This window comes from Streptomyces callyspongiae, assembly GCF_047200695.1.
Lineage (GTDB): Bacteria > Actinomycetota > Actinomycetes > Streptomycetales > Streptomycetaceae > Streptomyces.
The window spans coordinates 1-1536 of the sequence record NZ_JBJZOM010000042.1 but is presented as its reverse complement, the minus strand read 5'-3'; the positions used below and the strand labels follow the sequence as shown (position 1 = coordinate 1536).

The window sequence follows — 1536 nt, the reverse complement described above, 5'->3', positions numbered from 1 at the left end:
TTGACATCCTCCCCGCCCTAAAGGACGGGGATTCCTGGCTCACGTTGGCTGGGGACCAGCGGTCCGCCAGCTCTTACACGATCAGCACCAGCCGGGTTGAGACCAGCCCGGACCAGCATCACGCGGGCGGAGTTCTTGTCCCTGGGGGCTACGACTCCGCACGCGGTGCAGGTGTAGGTACGTTCCGAAAGAGGAAGTGCGTGCTTGGTTCTCGCTCCGCACGACGCGCAGTCCATGGTGGTGTGCGCGGGATGCACGAGACGCACATCGCGTCCGTGCTTGCGGCCCATCTCGATCAGGGCCGTCTTGGTGGCGCCGATTGCCGCGTCGGCGGCTTTGCGGGCCATGGTGGTCTTGGCGAGGAACTTCGGCCGGAAGTCCTCGACGGCGATCGCGTCATGGTCGGTCACGACACGCTTGGCCCACTTGCGGGCGGTGTCCTGTCGCTGCCGGGCCACCTTCTTGTGCAGCTTCGCGGTCTGCGCCTGGGCGTGCCGGTAGCCCTGGGATGCGGCCTGTCCCTTGGCGGGGCGTCGGCGGGCCATCATCCGCTGGTAGCGGGCGAGGCGCTGTGCCGCACGCTTGCCGTGCTCGGCATGGGGGAGGTCGTGCGCGTCGGACGTGGTGGTGGCGGTCTCCTCGACGCCCCAGTCCACGCCGAGCACGCGGCCTGTCTCCGGAAGGGGCTGCACTTCGGTCGCGACGACGAACGACGCGTACCAGTGCCCCACGCTGTCCAGGTGGACGCGCACCGAGGTGGGGGCGGCCGGGAGGTCGCGGGACCACACCACCGTCAGGACGACGCCGCCCGCGATGTGCAGGCGGCCGTCCTTGAGCCGGAATCCACGCTGGGTGTAGTTCAGCGTCGGCAGCGCGTCCCGCTTCCGCTTGATGCGGGGCATCCCGGCACGCTGCCGCATCGGCAGCCCGGCCTTGATGTCCTTCAACGCCTTGGCGCGGGACGTGGCGAAGTCGCGGATGGTCTGCTGCTGCGGCACCGACGCGCCCTCACGCAGCCACGCCATCGCGGCGCGGGCCTCGGTCAGCATCCTGTCGAGCTGCGCCGGGCCGCACGTCACCTCGTCGTCCGGGTTGGCGCGGTTGTGGGCGTGGACCTTGCGGGACATGGCCACGCATTCATTCCACACCCACCGGCAGCGCGCCCACTCGGCCATCAGGCCGGCGCGGGCGGTCGACGACACACGGAGCCGGTAGGTGTACCGGGCATGCCCGCTATCCCCCTGCTGCAGTCGCGGTGTCGTCATGGCATCATTTTAGCATGGAAGACGAGAAGCGGATCTCTCTCCGCCTGCCCACGGAACTGCACGCACGCCTTGTTGAGGAGGCCCGCACCGACCGGCGGTCCCTCAACTCCGAGATCATCCACCTGCTTGAGGTCGCGCTCGACCCGATGGGTGGAGACGACCAATCGCCCTGACGGCGATTGCTCTACCCCGTGCCCCGCTACGCGGGAGCTTCGTTTCCTCCCCGGCCTGAAGGCCGGGGCATCCTCGAAGGAGACAAGGTGACGACCAC

2 protein-coding genes are annotated in these 1536 nt (G+C 68.9%); one reads left to right on the top strand and one right to left on the bottom strand.

Going from position 1 to position 1536, the window contains the following annotated elements:
• Positions 1-17 precede the first annotated feature (17 nt).
• A complete protein-coding gene (locus tag ACL06G_RS21420) occupies positions 18-1265 on the bottom strand; it encodes an RNA-guided endonuclease InsQ/TnpB family protein (RefSeq protein WP_412836522.1) in 1248 nt (415 codons plus the stop codon).
• A 14-nt stretch (positions 1266-1279) separates the two neighbouring features.
• Between ACL06G_RS21420 and ACL06G_RS21415 the strand changes: the two genes are divergently transcribed.
• Positions 1280-1438 (top strand): Arc family DNA-binding protein, encoded by a 159-nt coding sequence (locus ACL06G_RS21415; protein ID WP_412836521.1) that lies wholly within the window; start codon positions 1280-1282, stop codon positions 1436-1438.
• The last annotated feature ends 98 nt before the right edge of the window (positions 1439-1536 follow it).

Coding starts and splice junctions, on each gene's coding strand:
- ACL06G_RS21420 (WP_412836522.1), bottom strand. CDS start 1,265: ATGACGACACCGCGACTGCAGCAGGGGGATAGCGGGCATGCCCGGTAC.
- ACL06G_RS21415 (WP_412836521.1), top strand. CDS start 1,280: ATGGAAGACGAGAAGCGGATCTCTCTCCGCCTGCCCACGGAACTGCAC.